Below are 18,210 nucleotides of genomic sequence, written 5' to 3' on the forward strand. Positions count from 1 at the left end.
GACGGCCTGCGTTTCGCTATCCGTGAAGGTGGCCGCACCGTAGGTGCTGGTGTTGTAGCTAAAGTTATCGCTTAATCTTTGGCTTACATAAATAAAGCAAAGCCCCTATAATAGGGGCTTTCTTATGCAGGGGCGTAGTTCGAATTGGTAGAACAGCGGTCTCCAAAACCGATGGTTGCGGGTTCGAGTCCTGCCGCCCCTGCCATATACCTCGTCTCGTACGGGGCTTTTGTGTCTTTGGTTACGTCAGATACAGGTGGGTTGTATGAGTGTTAGTTCTGAGAGCCAGGGCGGAAGCAAGGATACCCTGCTTTGGGGCCTGGTTTTCATTATCCTGGCGGCTGCTGTAGTGGGTAATTACCTGCTCAACGATGTTGTCGCTGCCGTCCGCGCCCTGGGTGTGGTCGTTGTCGTCGCTGCTGCTGGTGCAGTAGCCCTGCAAACCACCAAGGGAAAGGCTACGCTGGCATTCGCCCGTGAGTCTCGCCTGGAAGTCCGCAAGGTCGTATGGCCAACCCGTCAGGAAGCCATTCAGACAACCCTGATTGTGCTGGCGGTGACCGCCGTGATGGGGCTGCTGCTGTTCGTTCTGGACGGCGCCTTGGTCTGGTTGGTCAACCTGATTACCGGTGTGTAAGGATAAGCCATGACTGAACAACGTGAACAGCGTATGAGATGGTATGTCGTGCAGGCGTTTTCCGGCTATGAAGGCCGTGTTGCCAAATCCCTGCGTGAACATATCAAGATGCATGGCATGGAAGACATGTTCGGTGAAGTACTGGTCCCGACTGAAGAAGTGGTCGAGATGCGTGCAGGCCAGAAGCGCAAGAGTGAGCGCAAGTTTTTCCCGGGTTATGTCCTGGTCCAGATGATCATGGATGAAACCACATGGCACCTGGTACGCAACGTACCGCGTGTAATGGGCTTCATCGGCGGTACTTCCGACCGCCCGGCACCGATCTCCGACAAAGAGGCCGATGCCATTCTGAACCGTCTGCAGGATGCCCACGACAAGCCGCGTCCGAAAACCCTGTTTGAACCGGGTGAAATGGTGCGGGTTGCCGATGGTCCGTTTGCCGACTTCAACGGTACCGTTGAAGAGGTGGATTACGAGAAGAGCCGCGTGAAGGTCTCTGTACTGATCTTCGGTCGTTCTACTCCGGTTGAGCTGGATTTTGGTCAGGTCGAAAAGGGCTGATTGATTTCTGTTCACTCAACAGTTGTCAGGGGCAGCGAATATCTCTATAATTCGCTGCCCCTTTATTAGTTGGGGAGCCGTTTGCAGGAGCATGTCTCCGAGGCGCTAGAACCCATTTTTGAGGTAATTTCCTAATGGCTAAGAAAGTCACAGCTTATATCAAGCTGCAGGTTGCTGCTGGTGCAGCCAACCCGTCTCCTCCCGTTGGTCCTGCACTGGGTCAACACGGTGTGAACATCATGGAATTCTGTAAGGCGTTCAACGCTCGTACAGAGAAGCTGGAAAAAGGTTCACCGACTCCGGTCGTGATCACCGTTTACAGCGACCGTTCCTTCACCTTCGAAACCAAGACTCCGCCTGCTTCCTTCCTGCTGAAGAAAGCTGCTGGCATCAAGTCTGGTTCTTCCAAGCCGAACAAAGACAAGGTTGGTAAGGTGACCGTTGCCCAGCTGCAAGAAATCGCCAAGACCAAAGAGCCGGATATGACTGGTGCCGATCTGGATGCAAAAGTACGTTGCATCGCCGGCTCCGCTCGTTCCATGGGTCTGGTAGTGGAGGAGTAAGACAATGGCTAAACTGTCCAAGCGTATGCGCGTTATTCGCGAAAAAGTTGACGGTACCAAAGAGTACTCCATCAACGAAGCCATTGCCCTGCTGAAAGAACTGGCTACCGCCAAGTTCGTTGAAAGCGTTGACGTTGCTGTCAACCTGGGTATCGACGCTCGTAAATCTGACCAGAACGTACGTGGTGCAACTGTACTGCCGCACGGTACCGGTCGTGACGTTCGCGTTGCCGTATTTACCCAAGGTGCCAACGCCGAAGCTGCTAAAGCTGCCGGTGCTGACCTGGTAGGTATGGATGACCTGGCCGATCTGGTCAAGAAAGGCGAGATGAACTTCGACGTAGTTATCGCATCCCCGGATGCCATGCGCGTTGTTGGTCAACTGGGTCAAATCCTGGGCCCGCGCGGTCTGATGCCGAACCCGAAAGTTGGTACTGTAACCCCGAACGTTGCCGAAGCCGTCAAGAACGCCAAGGCTGGTCAGGTTCGTTACCGTAACGACAAGAATGGTATCATCCATACCACTCTGGGTAAGGTTTCTTTCAACGAAGTTCAGCTGAAAGAAAACTTGGAAGCTCTGCTGGTTGCCCTGAAAAAAGGCAAGCCCTCTTCCGCCAAAGGTCAATTCATCAAAAAAGTCAGCATCTCCACCACCATGGGTGCCGGTGTTGCCGTAGACCAAGCTTCTCTGGAAGCTCAGGCCTAATTGATGGGTTTTACAAGGCGCAAAATTTAATCTATAATTTTGCGCCTTGATTGGTTGGGGGTTTCGACCTCCGTCCAAGACCGCAGGAGGCTGCAAAGCCTTAATGTTTCCTGCGTAGACGGTGCCGGAAACCCAGCGAGAAAGATTCTTTCTCTTCTGGAATCCTGCTACCGCATCGTTCCCCTCTGTTGTAAAGGTAGGGGGGATGTGTCAGTACTGGGTCATTTGACCCGGATTCAATCCAGGAGTTAAGCCAATGGCATTGGGACTCGAAGACAAAAAGGCAATTGTTGCTGAAGTCAACGAAGCTGCCAAAGGCGCTCTTTCTGCAGTTGTTGCCGATTCTCGCGGTGTAACTGTAGACAAGATGACCGTCCTGCGTAAAACCGCTCGTGAAGCCGGTGTGTACATGCGCGTTGTGCGTAACACCCTGCTGCGTCGCGCGGTAGAAGGTACCGAATACGAGTGCCTGAACGACGCATTTACCGGTCCTACCTTGATTGCTTTCTCTAACGAACACCCGGGCGCTGCTGCTCGTCTGTTCAAAGAGTTTGCCAAAGCGAATCAAAAGTTCGAAATCAAGGCTGGCGCTTTTAACGGTGAGTTTATCGCCGCAGCACAAATTGATCGTCTGGCCACGCTGCCGACTTACGAAGAAGCAATTGCGAAGTTGATGGCTACCATGAAGGAAGCCTCTGCTGGCAAGCTGGTTCGTACTATCGCTGCTGTTCGCGACCAGAAACAAGCTGCTGCTTGATTCTCGCCTATCTAGGCTGTTTGAGTTTATTCAACATCAGGAATTTTTGTCATGTCTATCACTAAAGACCAAATCATCGAAGCCGTTGCTTCCATGTCCGTAATGGAAGTTGTTGAGCTGATCGAAGCTATGGAAGAGAAGTTCGGTGTTTCTGCCGCTGCTGCCGTAATGGCTGGCCCGGCTGCTGCTGAAGCAGTAGAAGAGAAGACCGAGTTCGACGTAGTTCTGACTGCTGCCGGTGCTAACAAAGTTGCCGTTATCAAAGCCGTTCGTGGCGCTACCGGTCTGGGCCTGAAAGAAGCCAAAGATCTGGTAGAAGCTGCTCCGGCTAACCTGAAAGAAGCCGTCTCCAAAGACGAAGCTGAAGCTCTGAAGAAAGAGCTGGAAGCTGCCGGTGCTTCTGTTGAGATCAAATAATCTGCATTTATGTAGATTAGCCTGATAAAACAGGCTAGGGCTGGTGAATTTTTGTTCACCAGCCTTTTTGCGCTGTAGACTGAGAGCATTTCACACCGTTTACGACTCTCGGTGCACCAGCAATCCGGACTGTCTTCTTTCGTCCGGGCCAACACAAAACGGTGTTGAGACAGAGCTGTCCCGCGGGACAGAGTGGGTCACTTATCAGCGAGCTGAGGAACCCTATGGTTTACTCTTATACCGAAAAAAAACGCATTCGTAAGGACTTCGGTAAGCGAGACCAGGTACTGGACACGCCTTATCTGTTGTCCATTCAGCTGGACTCCTTCAAGCAGTTCATCGAGGCTGACCCGGAAGGTGAATATGGCCTAGAGGCCGCTTTCCGTAGCGTTTTCCCGATCACCAGTTACTCCGGTAGTGCTGAGCTTCAGTATGTCAGCTATCGCCTGGGTGAGCCGGTATTTGACGTAAAAGAATGCCAGATCCGTGGAGTGACCTACTCCGCGCCGCTGCGTGTCAAGCTTCGTATGGTTCTGTACGACCGTGAAGCAGCTGCCGGCACCGTCAAAGACATCAAGGAACAAGAAGTATACATGGGCGAAATTCCGCTCATGACCGAGAACGGCACCTTTGTTATCAATGGTACCGAGCGGGTTATCGTTTCCCAGCTGCACCGCAGCCCGGGCGTCTTCTTCGACCACGATAAAGGCAAAACACATTCATCCGGTAAGGTGCTGTATAACGCTCGCGTTATCCCCTACCGTGGCTCCTGGCTGGACTTCGAGTTCGATGCGAAAGACAACCTGTTTGTCCGTATCGACCGTCGTCGCAAACTGCCGGCATCCATCATTCTGCGCGCCCTGGACTTCACTTCCGAAGAGATCCTGGCCACCTTCTTCGAAACCATCGGTTTCGAGGTCAAAGATGGCAAGTTGATGATGGATCTGGTGCCGGAGCGCCTGCGTGGCGAAACTGCGACTTTCGACATCGTGGCCAATGGTGCCGTGGTTGTTGAAACCGGTCGTCGTGTGACTGCCCGTCACATCCGTCAGCTGGAAAAAGATGCCGTTACCCAGATTGAGGTACCGGTTGAGTATGTTGTTGGCAAAGTTGCTGCCAAGGACTACGCACATCCGCAAACTGGCGAACTGGTAGTGGCAGCCAACCAGGCTCTGAGTCTGGAAGCGATTGCCAACCTGTCCCAGGCCGGCTTCAAGCATTTCGAGGTTCTGTTCACCAACGAACTGGACCACGGTGCCTACATGTCCGAGACCCTGCGCGTCGATTCCAGTACCAACCGTCTGGAAGCGCTGGTAGAAATCTACCGCATGATGCGTCCGGGCGAGCCGCCGACACGTGAAGCAGCAGAGCAGCTGTTCGAAAACCTGTTCTTCTCTGCCGAACGTTACGACCTGTCTACCGTAGGTCGGATGAAGTTCAACCGCCGTCTGGGTCGTGAAGACGAGACTGGCGCTGGCGTACTGACCAAAGACGATATCGTCGATGTAATGAAGCGCCTGATCGACATCCGTAACGGTAACGACGAAGTGGACGATATCGACCACCTGGGTAACCGTCGTATCCGTTCTGTCGGTGAAATGGCTGAAAACCAGTTCCGTGTCGGTCTGGTGCGTGTCGAGCGTGCGGTCAAGGAGCGTCTCTCCCTGGGCGACCTGGACACCCTGATGCCGCAGGATCTGATCAACGCCAAGCCGATCTCCGCCGCAGTCAAAGAGTTCTTTGGTTCCAGCCAGCTGTCCCAGTTTATGGACCAGAACAACCCGCTGTCCGAAGTAACCCACAAGCGCCGTATCTCTGCGCTGGGCCCGGGCGGTTTGACTCGTGAGCGTGCCGGCTTTGAAGTCCGAGACGTACACCCGACCCACTATGGTCGTCTGTGCCCGATCGAGACTCCTGAAGGTCCGAACATCGGTCTGATCAACTCCCTGTCCGTGTACTCTCGTACCAACGAGTACGGTTTCCTCGAGACTCCGTACCGCAAGGTCATTGACGGTGTGATCACCGACGAAGTGGACTACCTGTCTGCTATTGAAGAAGGCAAGTACGTGATCGCACAGGCTAACGCCGCGACCACCGAAGATGGCCGTCTGAAAGATGAATTGATCCCGTGCCGTCACAAAGGTGAATCCACCTTTATGAACGCCGACCAGATCCAGTATATGGACGTGAGCCCGCAGCAGATCGTATCTGTGGCAGCGGCCCTGATCCCGTTCCTGGAACACGATGACGCGAACCGCGCATTGATGGGTTCAAACATGCAACGTCAGGCTGTACCGACCCTGCGTGCTGACAAGCCGCTGGTAGGTACCGGTATGGAACGCGCTGTGGCCGTTGACTCCGGTGTAACCGTAGTTGCCAAGCGTGGCGGCATGATCGACTACGTCGATGCCTCCCGTATCGTTATCAAGGTAAATGAAGATGAGCTGATGCCAGGCGAAGCCGGCATCGACATCTACAACCTGACCAAATACACCCGTTCCAACCAGAACACCTGTATCAACCAGCGTCCTTGCGTGATGTTGGGTGAGCCGGTCATGGCTGGCGACGTACTGGCTGACGGCCCGTCCACCGATCTGGGTGAACTGGCTCTGGGTCAGAACATGCGCGTCGCGTTCATGCCGTGGAACGGTTACAACTTCGAAGACTCGATCCTGGTGAACGAGCGTGTTGTTCAGGAAGATCGCCTGACCACCATCCATATCCAGGAACTGGCCTGTATCTCCCGTGACACCAAGCTGGGTCCGGAAGAGATCACTGCTGACATCCCGAACGTGGGTGAAGCCGCTCTGTCCAAGCTGGACGAGTCCGGTATCGTCTACGTGGGTGCCGAAGTGAAGGGCGGCGACATTCTGGTTGGTAAGGTAACGCCGAAAGGTGAGACCCAGCTGACTCCGGAAGAGAAGCTGCTGCGCGCCATCTTCGGTGAGAAGGCGTCCGACGTGAAGGACTCCTCCCTGCGTGTACCGAACGGTGTGTACGGTACTGTGGTTGACGTGCAAGTCTTTACCCGCGATGGCGTGGAAAAAGACAAGCGCGCCAAAGAAATCGAAGAGATGCAGCTGAAGGAAGCGAAGAAGGACTTGACCGAAGAGTTCAAGATCCTGGAAGACGGCATTTTCGGCCGCTCCCGCAACCTGCTGCTGGCCGCCGGTTACAGCGAAGATCGTCTGAACAAGCTGGAGCGTTCCAAGTGGTTTGAACTGGCCATCGAAGATGAAGCCAAGCAGACCGAACTGGAGCAGATCGCTGAACAGCACGTTGAGCTGAAAGCCGAGTTCGACAAGAAGTTCGAGAACAAGCGTCGCAAGATTATCCAGGGTGATGATCTGGCGCCGGGCGTACTGAAAATCGTCAAGGTTTATCTGGCAGTCAAGCGTCGCATCCAGCCGGGTGACAAGATGGCGGGCCGTCACGGTAACAAGGGTGTTATCTCCAAGATCTGTCCGGTCGAGGATATGCCTCATGACGAGTTCGGCCGTCCGGTCGACATCGTACTGAACCCGTTGGGCGTACCGTCTCGTATGAACATCGGTCAGATCCTCGAAGTGCACCTGGGCCTTGCGGCCAAGGGTATCGGCGAGAAGATCGATCGCATGGTCAAAGAGCAGCGCGAGCTGCACGAGATGCGCAACTTCCTGCAGCAGGTCTATGACCTGGGCGAGAAGGACACCCAGCAAGTGAACATCGCCGAACTGTCTGACGACGACGTACGTACCCTGGTGGGTAACCTGCGTAAGGGTCTGCCGGTTGCTACTCCGGTCTTTGATGGTGCCAAAGAGCGCGAAATCAAAGCCCTGCTGAAGCTGGCCGATCTGCCGGAGTCCGGTCAGATTGATCTGTTCGACGGCCGTACCGGTAACCGCTTCGAGCGTAAAGTAACCGTTGGTTACATGTACATGCTCAAGCTGAACCACTTGGTCGACGACAAGATGCACGCGCGTTCTACCGGTTCTTACAGCCTGGTTACCCAGCAGCCGCTGGGTGGTAAGGCTCAGTTCGGTGGTCAGCGTTTCGGTGAGATGGAAGTGTGGGCCCTGGAGGCTTACGGTGCGGCATATACCCTGCAGGAGATGCTGACCGTCAAGTCTGACGATGTGAATGGCCGTACCAAGATGTACAAGAACATCGTGGATGGCGACCACCGTATGGAGCCGGGCATGCCCGAATCCTTCAACGTATTGCTGAAGGAAATCCGCTCTCTGGGTATCAACATCGAGCTGGACGAAGAGTAAGAGCTCGCTCTTATTGTTCGAGAATTGACGTGGGCGCCCCGAGAGGGGCGCCGAGGTTAGACTCCTGACAGGGGAAACACGTGAAAGACTTACTCAAGTTTTTGAAGGCTCAGACCAAGACCGAAGAGTTTGACAGTATCAAGATCGGTCTGGCCTCTCCTGACATGATCCGCTCCTGGTCATTCGGTGAGGTCAAAAAGCCTGAGACCATCAACTACCGGACTTTCAAGCCGGAGCGTGATGGTCTGTTCTGCGCCCGTATCTTCGGACCGGTGAAGGACTACGAGTGTCTGTGCGGCAAGTACAAGCGCCTGAAACACCGTGGTGTGATCTGTGAGAAGTGCGGCGTTGAAGTGACCCAGACCAAGGTCCGTCGTGAGCGTATGGGCCACATCGAGCTGGCCAGCCCGACTGCCCACATCTGGTTCCTGAAGTCCCTGCCGTCCCGTATCGGTCTGCTGCTGGACATGACCCTGCGCGACATCGAACGCGTGCTCTACTTCGAATCTTTCGTAGTTATCGAGCCGGGCATGACCAACCTCGAACGCAGCCAGATGCTCTCTGAAGAGCAGTACCTGGATGCGCTGGAAGAGTGGGGCGACGAATTTGACGCCAAGATGGGTGCCGAAGCAATCCTGGCATTGCTGCGCGCCATCGATCTGGAAGGTGAAGTCAAAGCGATGCGTGAGGAGCTGGATCAGACCAACTCCGAGACCAAGCGCAAGAAGACCACCAAGCGTCTGAAGCTGATGGAAGCTTTCCTGCAGTCCGGCAACAAGCCGGAGTGGATGATCATGACAGTGCTGCCTGTGCTGCCGCCGGACCTGCGTCCGCTGGTACCGCTGGACGGCGGCCGTTTCGCGACTTCCGATCTGAACGATCTGTACCGTCGCGTGATCAACCGTAACAACCGCTTGAAGCGTCTGCTGGATCTGGCTGCTCCGGACATCATCGTGCGCAACGAAAAGCGTATGTTGCAAGAGTCCGTCGATGCGCTGCTGGATAACGGCCGTCGCGGTCGTGCCATCACCGGTTCTAACAAGCGCCCGCTGAAATCCCTGGCCGACATGATCAAGGGTAAGCAGGGTCGTTTCCGTCAGAACCTGCTCGGTAAGCGTGTCGACTACTCCGGTCGTTCCGTTATCACCGTAGGCCCGACTCTGCGTCTGCATCAGTGCGGTCTGCCGAAGAAGATGGCGCTGGAACTGTTCAAGCCGTTCATCTATGGCAAGCTGGAAACCCGCGGTCTGGCGACCACTATCAAGGCCGCCAAGAAGATGGTGGAGCGCGAAGAAGCTGTCGTTTGGGATATCCTGGACGAAGTTATCCGCGAACACCCGGTTCTGCTGAACCGTGCACCGACTCTGCACCGTCTGGGTATCCAGGCATTCGAACCGACTCTGGTCGAAGGCAAGGCAATCCAGCTGCACCCGCTCGTTTGTGCTGCGTATAACGCGGACTTCGACGGTGACCAGATGGCTGTTCACGTACCGCTGACCCTGGAAGCCCAGTTGGAAGCGCGTGCGCTGATGATGTCTACCAACAACATCCTGTCGCCTGCATCCGGTGAGCCGATCATCGTTCCTTCTCAGGACGTGGTCTTGGGTCTGTACTACATGACCCGCGCCCGCATCAATGCGAAGGGTGAAGGTATGGTGCTGTCCGGCCCGAAAGAGGCCGAGAAAGTGTACCGTGCCGGTCTGGCCGACCTGCATGCTCGCGTCAAGTGCCGCATCACCGAGTACGTGAAGAACGAAGCCGGTGAACTGGTTGCCAAGACCGAGATGAAGAACACCACCGTTGGTCGTGCGATCCTGAGCCTGATCCTGCCGAAAGGCATGGAATACGCCCTGATCGACGAGCCGAAGGTGCTGACTGCTGCCGAGCAGGCCGATCTGGACGCCAATCCGCAGAACTGGATCAAGTCCGTATCCAACAAGGCGCTGGGCAAAAAGCTCATCTCCCGTCTGCTGAACACCTGCTATCGCAAGCAGGGGCTGAAGGACACCGTTATCTTCGCTGACCAGCTGATGTATACCGGTTTCCACTACGCGGCGCTGTCCGGTGCTTCCGTTGGTATCGATGACATGGTCATCCCGGATGCCAAGAAAGACATCATCGCTTCTGCCGAAGCCGAAGTTGCCGAGATCCAGGACCAGTTCCTGTCCGGTCTGGTAACTGCGGGCGAACGTTACAACAAGGTTATCGATATCTGGGCCAGCGCCAACGAGCGCGTCTCCAAGGCCATGATGGAGAACTTGTCCAAAGAGCGTAACGTCAACTCGCTGGGTGATGAAGAAGAGCAGGCATCGTTCAACAGCATCTTTATGATGGCCGACTCTGGTGCGCGGGGTTCCGCAGCCCAGATCCGTCAGCTGGCCGGTATGCGTGGCCTGATGGCCAAGCCGGATGGCTCCATCATCGAGACCCCGATCATCGCGAACTTCCGCGAAGGTCTGAACGTACTGCAGTACTTTATCTCTACCCACGGTGCTCGTAAGGGTCTGGCAGATACCGCACTGAAGACTGCGAACTCCGGTTACCTGACTCGTCGTCTGGTAGACGTGGCGCAGGACATGGTGATCACCGAGGACGATTGCGGCACTACCGAAGGTCTGTGGATGACTCCGCTGATCGAAGGTGGCGACGTGGTCGAGCCGCTGCGTGAGCGCGTGCTGGGTCGTGTGGTGGCAGAAGATGTCATCAAGCCGGGTACCGAGGACGAGATCCTGGTTGCTCGCAACACCCTGCTCGACGAGCAGCTGTGTGACCTGCTGGAACGCAACTCCGTTGACCGTGTGAAGGTACGTTCTGCCATCACCTGTGAAACTGACTTCGGCAACTGTGCTCACTGCTACGGCCGTGATCTGGCCCGTGGTCACCTGGTTAACAAGGGTGAGGCTGTCGGTGTTATCGCCGCCCAGTCCATCGGTGAACCGGGTACCCAGCTGACAATGCGTACGTTCCACATCGGTGGTGCCGCATCTCGTGCCGCAGCAGAGAGCAGCATCCAGGTGAAGAACACCGGTAGCATCAAGCTGCAGAACGCCAAGTTCGTTCACAACAGCGATGACAAACTGGTTATCACCTCCCGTTCTACCGAACTGACCATCATGGACGACATGGGCCGTACCAAGGAAAGCCACAAGCTGCCTTACGGTTCCGTGCTTGAAGTGAAGGACGGCCAGGCAGTGAACGCTGGCGAAACCGTTGCTAACTGGGATCCGCACACTCACCCGATCATCACCGAAGTGGCAGGTCGTCTGCACTTCGAACACATGATCGATGGCGTGACCATCACTCGTCAGACCGACGAGCTGACCGGTCTCTCCTCTATCGTCGTGCTGGACGTCAACGAGCGTCCGAGCGCCGGTAAAGAGATGCGTCCGACCGTTAAACTGGTCGACCTGAACGGCAACGACGTGATGATCCCGGGTACCGATGTAGCCGCCCAGTACTTCCTGCCGGGCAAGGCGATCGTGAACCTGGAAGATGGTGCCAACGTGGGCGTGGGTGACGCGGTAGCGCGTATCCCGCAAGAGTCCGGCGGTACCAAGGACATCACCGGTGGTCTGCCGCGCGTTGCGGATCTGTTCGAAGCACGTCAACCGAAAGAGCCGGCTATTCTGGCCGAGATCTCCGGTACCATCTCCTTCGGGAAAGAGACCAAAGGCAAGCGCCGTCTGGTCATCACCCCGACCGATGGTGGCAACGTCTACGAGGAGATGATTCCGAAGTGGCGTAACCTGAACGTGTTCGAAGGTGAAAAAGTTGAGAAGGGTGAAGTACTGGCGGACGGTCCTGAGTCTGCTCACGACATCCTGCGTCTGCGCGGTATCAGCCCGGTCGCCAACTACATCGCCAACGAAGTGCAGGACGTTTACCGTCTGCAAGGCGTTAAGATCAACGACAAGCACATCGAAGTCATCGTTCGTCAGATGCTGCGCAAGTGCGAGATCCTGACTGCTGGCGACACCGATCTGATCGAAGGCGAACAGGTTGAAGTGGCTCGCGTGAAGATTGCCAACCGTAAGCTGGTTGCCGAGGGCAAGACCCCTGCGACCTACCGTCATGTTCTGATGGGTATTACCAAGGCATCTCTGAGCACCGAGTCCTTCATCTCCGCGGCTTCCTTCCAGGAAACCACTCGCGTTCTGACCGAAGCCGCCGTTGGTGGCAAGCGTGACGAACTGCGTGGCCTGAAAGAGAACGTCATCGTGGGTCGTCTGATCCCGGCTGGTACTGGCTTTGCCTACCACCACAGCCGGATCAACCAGCGTGCTGCTGCAGCTCGTGCTGTTGGCACCCCGCAGGTGACCGCAGATGAAGCTGAGCAGAACCTGGCGGATCTGCTGAACGCTGCCGGTAGCTTCGACGAAGAGTAACTCGTCAACCGTGATTAAAAAGGGCTCCTTCAAGGAGCCCTTTTTGTTGGCCATTTGATCGGCAAAGGCTGACGCCACGCGGGTTTCAGGATGATCCAGAGCAAAGTTGTAGAGTAAAAAATCAAAAAAAGTTGACTTTGCTCTCCTGCGATTTGACACTCGGCAAAGTTGAATGGTTATTACAGGGGTAGAACATGACTGTCGGTATCGAGGAAGCCATGCTTCCCGAAGAACAGCTGATCAGCCGCACTTTTACAGATGAAGACAGGGAATTGTTGCGCTCATACGATGGGCTCATCGACGGCTTGGCCGAATTGTTCGGCAAGCATTGTGAAGTGGTGCTCCACTCTCTGGAAAATCTGCACGAGTCGGTGATCAAGATCGCCAACGGCTTTAACACCGGACGTACTCTCGGGGCGCCCATCACTGATCTGGCACTGCGGATGCTCAAGGACATCGAGAGCACCGGCCAGGATTACACCCAGAGCTATTTTGCTCGCAGCCGCACCGGCGCCCTGATGAAGTCGAGCACCATCGCCATCAGGAACAGTGAACGCCAGGTGATCGGTCTTATCTGCATCAACCTGCATATCAATGCACCTTTCCACGAGTTCGTGGCCGAATTTTTCCCGACGCCCCAGCAGGCGGCGCGCCAGTCACCAGAGACCTTTGCCAACAGTGTCGAAGAGCTTGTTGCCCAGACCGTGGACAACACCATCGACGAGATCAACCGTGATCCCACTGTGGCCAACAATGCCAAAAACCGCTTCATCGTCACTCAATTGTTCGAGAAGGGTATTTTTGACATCAAGGACTCCATCAACATGGTGGCGGACAAACTCAATATTTCGAAACATACCGTTTATCTCTACATCCGACAGCGCAAGCAGGGTGAAGACGAAAACGAGTAACTCAATTCCATAAGGGGATAGATGAATGGCTAAAGAAGTGATTGCAACCGACAAGGCGCCTGCCGCCATTGGTCCTTATGTTCAGGCGACCAAGGTAGGCGAGATGATCTTCACCTCCGGGCAGATCCCGCTTGATCCTGCCACCATGGAGATCGTTGCCGGTGGCATCGAAGCTCAGGCCGAGCAGGTAATGAAGAACCTGATCGCCGTATTGCAGGCTGCCGGTGCCGATGCTGGCAAGGTAGTGAAAACCACCTGCTTCCTGAGCGATATGAACGACTTCGTAGCCTTCAATCAGGTCTATGCCCGTTACTTTGGTGATGCCGCACCGGCTCGCTCCTGCGTGGAAGTGGCCCGTCTGCCCAAAGATGTGCTGGTCGAGGTTGAGGCCATCGCCCACCTCTGATCGGCAACTGCTAAAAAGCCCCTCATGGCAGGGGCTTTTTTGTTTTTGGCGTAAAATGGACAGGCATCAGCACAGGAGTCTTGTTATGAGTCTGAGTTTTGCACTGCTGGTGACCGGGCCAGCCTATGGCACCCAGTCAGCCAGCACCGCCTATCGCTTTGCCCGCAGCCTGTTGGCTCAGGGTCATACCCTCTCTCATCTCTTTTTCTATCAGGATGGGGTCTGCAACGCCAACGGTCTGCATCTTCCCGCCTCCGATGAAACCGACCTGGTGCACCTGTGGCGAGAGCTGGCAGAGGAGCAGGGGATCCGTATCGATGTCTGCGTCGCTGCCGCCATGCGGCGTGGTGTACTCGATGAGCAGGAGGCCAAAGGGGCAGGGCGGGCACACTTCAATCTGCAAGCGCCATTTTGCCTGAGCGGGCTTGGTCAGCTGGCGGAAGCTGCCCTGACCGCTGATCGGCTGGTTCAGTTCTAGGGAGTGACCATGAACAAGAAAATCGCATTTATCTGCAGTCGTGGCCCCCATGGCCACGCTGCCGGCCGGGAGGGGCTGGATGCCCTGCTGGCCACCTCGGCCATGACCGATGAGCTGGCACTCTTCCTGATTGGCGACGGCGTGCTGCAATTGCTTAAAGAACAGCAGCCACAGACCATCTTGCAGCGCCACTATGCGCCAACCTTCAAGATGCTCGAACTCTATGACATCGAGGAGGTGTACGTCTGTGCCGACTCGCTGGCCGAGCGCGGCGTGACGGTCGAGGATTTGCTGATCCCGGTCGAAATACTGTCGCGGGCAGAGATGGCCAGCCAGTGGTCACAATGCGCGACGCACATCAGCTTCTGAGGTCCCCATGTTGCATCTGATCTTGAATTCCCCTTTCCAGAGCCAGGCACTGGCTCAGGCGCTCTCATACCTGCAATCTGGCGATGAACTGGTGTTGATGCAGGATGCCGTCATTGCGGCCTGTGCGCCCCAGTGGTGCGAACAGCTGGCCGGGATCCCGCTACACGTCATGACCGAGGATCTGCAGGCGCGTGGTTTGCGTCATCAAGTGGGCGATTTAGTGGATATGGCCGGTCTGGTCGAGCTGATTGCACAAAAAGGCTCCCCCAGAACTTGGGCTGGCTGATTTTCATATTTTCAAGTTAATTCAACTAATTATGGAAAATCCATGCGGATCCGATTTGCCCTTCCATGCCACAAACTGTATAAATCTTGACTCCCCAGACAACAGGGCATAAAATTTCGCGTCCCCGTATATGCGGGGAGGATTTTCCACACGTTTATGAAGTCATTATCAGGAGCCTTTTGATGGCAACTATTAACCAGTTGGTTCGCAAGCCACGCATCAAGCTCGTTGTGAAAAGCAACGTGCCGGCGCTGGAAGCGTGCCCTCAGAAGCGTGGCGTATGCACTCGTGTATATACCACCACCCCGAAGAAGCCTAACTCTGCACTGCGTAAAGTGTGCCGTGTACGTCTGACCAACGGCTTCGAAGTCACCTCCTACATCGGTGGTGAAGGTCACAACCTGCAAGAGCACTCTGTTGTTCTGATCCGTGGCGGTCGTGTAAAAGACTTGCCAGGTGTTCGTTATCACACCGTTCGTGGTGCGTTGGACTGTGCCGGTGTTAAAGACCGTAAGCAGGCTCGCTCCAAGTATGGCGTGAAGCGTCCTAAAGCTTAATGGTTCTCCGTTAAGTAAGGCCAAACGTTAATTCGTTTCTAGTTAGATAGCTTTCTAGTTTTGGGTAATCCCTGAAGTTACGGAGAATTTGAAATGCCAAGACGTCGTGTTGTTGGTCAGCGTAAAATCCTGCCAGATCCCAAGTTCGGATCAGAGCTGCTGGCTAAATTTGTCAACGTAGTAATGGTTGACGGTAAGAAATCTGTTGCAGAAGCCATCGTTTATGGTGCCCTGGACATCATTGCCACCAAGTCTGGCAAAGAGCACTTGGCCGTATTCGAAGAAGCTCTGGACAACATCCGCCCGGCAGTCGAGGTTAAGTCTCGTCGCGTCGGCGGTGCAACCTATCAAGTGCCGGTAGAAGTTCGTCCGGTACGTCGCAATGCCCTGGCAATGCGCTGGTTGGTTGATGCCTCTCGTAAACGTGGTGAAAAATCAATGGCTCAGCGTCTGGCTGGCGAGCTGCTGGATGCCGCTGAGAACAAGGGTTCGTCTGTCAAGAAACGTGAAGACGTACACCGTATGGCTGAAGCGAACAAGGCTTTCGCTCACTTCCGCTGGTAATCCGCTTGCGCAGGGTCTTTGGGCTCTGCGCACCTTTAATTATCTAGGGACAAGCGCCTTAGTAAGAGGATGACAATGGCTCGTACAACCCCCATTGAGCGTTATCGTAACATCGGTATCTCCGCTCACATTGACGCCGGTAAGACTACTACTACCGAGCGCGTACTGTTTTACACCGGTGTAAGTCACAAGATCGGTGAAGTTCACGATGGCGCTGCCACCATGGACTGGATGGAACAGGAACAAGAGCGTGGTATCACCATCACCTCCGCCGCGACCACCGCTTTCTGGTCCGGTATGGGTAAACAGTTCCAACCGCACCGTATCAACATCATCGATACCCCGGGCCACGTTGACTTTACTATCGAAGTAGAGCGTTCAATGCGTGTTCTGGACGGTGCCGTAATGGTGTACTGTGCCGTAGGTGGCGTACAGCCACAGTCTGAGACCGTATGGCGTCAGGCTAACAAGTACAAGGTTCCCCGTATCGCGTTCGTCAACAAGATGGACCGTACCGGTGCTAACTTCCTGCGTTGCGTTGAGCACATCCGCACTCGCCTGAAGGGCAATCCGGTTCCTCTGCAGCTGAACATCGGCTCTGAAGAGAACTTCAAAGGCGTAGTTGACTTGGTCAAGATGAAGGCCATCAACTGGAGCGAAGCTGATCAGGGCGTATCTTTCGACTACGAAGATGTGCCGGCCGAGCTGCTGGAACAGGCGCAAGAAATGCGCATGAATCTGGTTGAAGCCGCTGCTGAAGCGTCTGAAGACCTGATGGAAAAATACCTGGGCGGCGAAGAGCTGACCGAGGAAGAGATCAAGCAAGCTCTGCGTCAGCGCGTGCTGAACAACGAAATCATCCTGGTAACTTGTGGCTCCGCGTTCAAGAACAAGGGCGTACAGGCAATGCTGGATGCGGTTGTTGAGTACCTGCCTGCTCCGACCGATGTAGCTGCTATCGACGGCCTGAAAATGGATGGCGAGACCAAAGACGAGCGTCATGCTTCTGATGACGAGCCGTTCTCTGCTCTGGCGTTCAAGATCGCTACTGACCCGTTCGTTGGTAACCTGACCTTCTTCCGCGTCTACTCCGGTGTTGTTAACTCCGGTGACTCCGTGCTGAACTCCGTCAAGGACAAGCGCGAGCGTTTCGGCCGTATCGTTCAGATGCACGCCAACAAGCGTGAAGAGATCAAAGAAGTTCGTGCAGGTGACATCGCTGCTGCCATCGGTCTGAAAGATGTGACCACTGGTGACACTCTGTGTGACGAAAAAGCGCCGATCATCCTCGAGCGTATGGAATTCCCGGAGCCGGTAATCTCCATCGCGGTTGAGCCGAAAACCAAGGCCGACCAGGAGAAGATGGGCCTGGCGCTGGGCCGTCTGGCTCAGGAAGACCCGTCCTTCCGCGTATGGACTGACGAAGAGTCTGGCCAGACCATCATTGCCGGTATGGGTGAGCTGCACCTGGACATCATCGTTGACCGTATGCGTCGCGAGTTCAAGGTAGAAGCGAACGTAGGTAAGCCGCAGGTTGCCTACCGTGAAACCATCCGTACAGCCGTTAAAGACATCGAAGGCAAACATGCCAAGCAGTCTGGTGGTCGCGGTCAGTACGGTCACGTTGTGATCGACATGTACCCGCTGGAAGAAGGCAAGGGCTACGAGTTCGTCAACGACATCAAAGGCGGTGTCATTCCTGGCGAATTCATCCCGGGCGTTGACAAAGGCATCCAGGAACAGCTCAAAGCTGGTCCGCTGGCTGGCTATCCGGTTATGGACCTGGGTGTGCGTCTGCACTTCGGTTCCTACCACGATGTCGACTCTTCCGAACTGGCGTTCAAGATCGCTGCTTCCATGGCCTTCAAGGCTGGCTTCATGAAGGCCACTCCGGTTCTGCTGGAACCGATCATGAAAGTAGAAGTTGAAACTCCGGAAGATTACATGGGCGACGTTATCGGTGACCTGAACCGTCGTCGTGGCCTGATCGAAGGTATGGAAGATGGCCCGTCCGGCAAGATCGTACGCGCCATGGTGCCGTTGGCCGAGATGTTCGGTTATGCAACTGCACTGCGTTCCGCTACCCAGGGTCGTGCTTCCTACGCCATGGAATTCGCCAAGTATCACGATGCACCGACCAACGTTGCACAAGCCGTGATCGAAGAGCGCAAATCCAAGTAATTTAAGATTCCCCGCCTACGACGGTAGGCGGGTTTAACCTAGAAGGACTACGTCGTGTCTAAAGAAAAATTTGAGCGTAATAAACCGCACGTAAACGTCGGCACCATCGGCCACGTTGACCACGGTAAAACCACCCTGACTGCAGCTATCACCAACGTGCTGGCCAAGCACTTCGGTGG

18 protein-coding genes and 1 tRNA gene are annotated in these 18,210 nt (G+C 55.2%); all 19 read left to right on the top strand.

The window, feature by feature from the left end:
- A partial coding sequence (locus NOM67_RS21505; RefSeq protein WP_197724836.1) for a hypothetical protein occupies positions 1 to 75 on the top strand: 75 nt, incomplete at its 5' end.
- A 53-nt stretch (positions 76 to 128) separates the two neighbouring features.
- Positions 129 to 205, top strand: a tRNA-Trp gene (locus tag NOM67_RS21510).
- A 60-nt stretch (positions 206 to 265) separates the two neighbouring features.
- Positions 266 to 637 (top strand): preprotein translocase subunit SecE, encoded by a 372-nt coding sequence (gene secE, locus NOM67_RS21515; RefSeq protein WP_033114962.1) that lies wholly within the window; start codon positions 266 to 268, stop codon positions 635 to 637.
- 9 nt (positions 638 to 646) lie between these two features.
- Positions 647 to 1,198 (top strand): transcription termination/antitermination protein NusG, encoded by a 552-nt coding sequence (gene nusG / locus NOM67_RS21520; protein WP_005306318.1) that lies wholly within the window; start codon positions 647 to 649, stop codon positions 1,196 to 1,198.
- Positions 1,199 to 1,332: 134 nt separating this feature from the next.
- The gene (gene rplK / locus NOM67_RS21525) at positions 1,333 to 1,761 is read left to right on the top strand and encodes a 50S ribosomal protein L11 (protein WP_033114963.1); all 429 of its coding nucleotides are present in this window, start codon (positions 1,333 to 1,335) and stop codon (positions 1,759 to 1,761) included.
- 4 nt (positions 1,762 to 1,765) lie between these two features.
- Entirely contained in the window at positions 1,766 to 2,467 is a 702-nt protein-coding gene (gene rplA, locus NOM67_RS21530) for a 50S ribosomal protein L1 (protein WP_005339888.1), read from the top strand.
- Positions 2,468 to 2,723: 256 nt separating this feature from the next.
- Complete coding sequence (rplJ, locus tag NOM67_RS21535; RefSeq protein WP_005339895.1) at positions 2,724 to 3,224, top strand: 50S ribosomal protein L10; 501 nt, start codon at positions 2,724 to 2,726, stop codon at positions 3,222 to 3,224.
- A gap of 51 nt (positions 3,225 to 3,275) precedes the next feature.
- Positions 3,276 to 3,641, top strand: coding sequence for a 50S ribosomal protein L7/L12 (gene rplL, locus NOM67_RS21540; protein WP_011707702.1), 366 nt, complete (start codon positions 3,276 to 3,278; stop codon positions 3,639 to 3,641).
- Between the two features lie 224 nt (positions 3,642 to 3,865).
- The gene (rpoB, locus tag NOM67_RS21545) at positions 3,866 to 7,894 is read left to right on the top strand and encodes a DNA-directed RNA polymerase subunit beta (RefSeq protein ID WP_005341838.1); all 4,029 of its coding nucleotides are present in this window, start codon (positions 3,866 to 3,868) and stop codon (positions 7,892 to 7,894) included.
- Between the two features lie 80 nt (positions 7,895 to 7,974).
- A complete protein-coding gene (rpoC, locus tag NOM67_RS21550; protein ID WP_041210877.1) occupies positions 7,975 to 12,279 on the top strand; it encodes a DNA-directed RNA polymerase subunit beta' in 4,305 nt (1,434 codons plus the stop codon).
- A 194-nt stretch (positions 12,280 to 12,473) separates the two neighbouring features.
- Positions 12,474 to 13,190, top strand: coding sequence for a transcriptional regulator (locus tag NOM67_RS21555; RefSeq protein WP_033114965.1), 717 nt, complete (start codon positions 12,474 to 12,476; stop codon positions 13,188 to 13,190).
- A 25-nt stretch (positions 13,191 to 13,215) separates the two neighbouring features.
- The gene (locus tag NOM67_RS21560; RefSeq protein ID WP_033114966.1) at positions 13,216 to 13,596 is read left to right on the top strand and encodes a RidA family protein; all 381 of its coding nucleotides are present in this window, start codon (positions 13,216 to 13,218) and stop codon (positions 13,594 to 13,596) included.
- 85 nt (positions 13,597 to 13,681) lie between these two features.
- Complete coding sequence (gene tusD / locus NOM67_RS21565; RefSeq protein ID WP_255940176.1) at positions 13,682 to 14,074, top strand: sulfurtransferase complex subunit TusD; 393 nt, start codon at positions 13,682 to 13,684, stop codon at positions 14,072 to 14,074.
- Between the two features lie 9 nt (positions 14,075 to 14,083).
- Positions 14,084 to 14,443 (top strand): sulfurtransferase complex subunit TusC, encoded by a 360-nt coding sequence (tusC, locus tag NOM67_RS21570; protein WP_255940177.1) that lies wholly within the window; start codon positions 14,084 to 14,086, stop codon positions 14,441 to 14,443.
- A 7-nt stretch (positions 14,444 to 14,450) separates the two neighbouring features.
- Positions 14,451 to 14,729 (top strand): sulfurtransferase complex subunit TusB, encoded by a 279-nt coding sequence (tusB, locus tag NOM67_RS21575; RefSeq protein ID WP_255940179.1) that lies wholly within the window; start codon positions 14,451 to 14,453, stop codon positions 14,727 to 14,729.
- Between the two features lie 182 nt (positions 14,730 to 14,911).
- Positions 14,912 to 15,286, top strand: a complete 375-nt coding sequence (gene rpsL, locus NOM67_RS21580) for a 30S ribosomal protein S12 (protein ID WP_005306278.1) — start codon at positions 14,912 to 14,914, stop codon at positions 15,284 to 15,286.
- A gap of 93 nt (positions 15,287 to 15,379) precedes the next feature.
- Positions 15,380 to 15,850 (top strand): 30S ribosomal protein S7, encoded by a 471-nt coding sequence (gene rpsG / locus NOM67_RS21585; protein ID WP_139396324.1) that lies wholly within the window; start codon positions 15,380 to 15,382, stop codon positions 15,848 to 15,850.
- Between the two features lie 75 nt (positions 15,851 to 15,925).
- A complete protein-coding gene (fusA, locus tag NOM67_RS21590; protein ID WP_041210881.1) occupies positions 15,926 to 18,031 on the top strand; it encodes an elongation factor G in 2,106 nt (701 codons plus the stop codon).
- 54 nt (positions 18,032 to 18,085) lie between these two features.
- Positions 18,086 to 18,210, top strand: a 125-nt coding sequence (locus tag NOM67_RS21595; protein WP_234887766.1) for a GTP-binding protein, incomplete at its 3' end; no start/stop codon positions are given.

Source organism: Aeromonas sp. SG16 (assembly GCF_024436135.1).
GTDB lineage: Bacteria > Pseudomonadota > Gammaproteobacteria > Enterobacterales > Aeromonadaceae > Aeromonas > Aeromonas jandaei.